At 31.6% G+C, this 446-nt stretch carries 1 protein-coding gene; it reads right to left on the reverse strand.

Annotated features, from left to right (window positions below; all coding sequences use genetic code 11):
- Positions 1–52: 52 nt before the first annotated feature.
- Positions 53–446, reverse strand: a 394-nt coding sequence (locus AC1DJR_RS33450; RefSeq protein ID WP_477004619.1) for a cupin domain-containing protein, incomplete at its 5' end; no start/stop codon positions are given.

Consider the following 446-nt stretch of genomic DNA (forward strand, 5'->3'; position numbering starts at 1 on the left):
CGTGTACGGAGAGCATCCTCCATGCATGGCTATTTTTGTATCATCACATGAATTAAAAAATCGGCGGAGTAACAGAAAATAAAACAATCGCATTTTTCTCGAATTGATTTACCCATTTATGTTTTAAATAAGCTGGTATTTTTACGCTATCACCAGTTTCTAGTGTGTATTCTTCTTCATTTAAGTGCAATGTGATTTTTCCGTCTAATACAAATGCTAATTCTTCACCTTTATGTTCTAGAACATTTTCTGATGAAGCAGTATTTGGTGGGATAGTCATAATTGCTGTTGCTAAATTTCCTGTGAAATCAGGTGATAACAATTCATATGATAAATTATCGATAATCATTTTTTTTCTTTTATGAGAACGTACAATTAAATCGTCTGTATTATTTTCTTCAAGTAAAAAACTAAATGTTGGAACATCAAGAGCTTTTGCAAGTACC

This window comes from Bacillus sp. 05T31, from assembly GCF_056396725.1.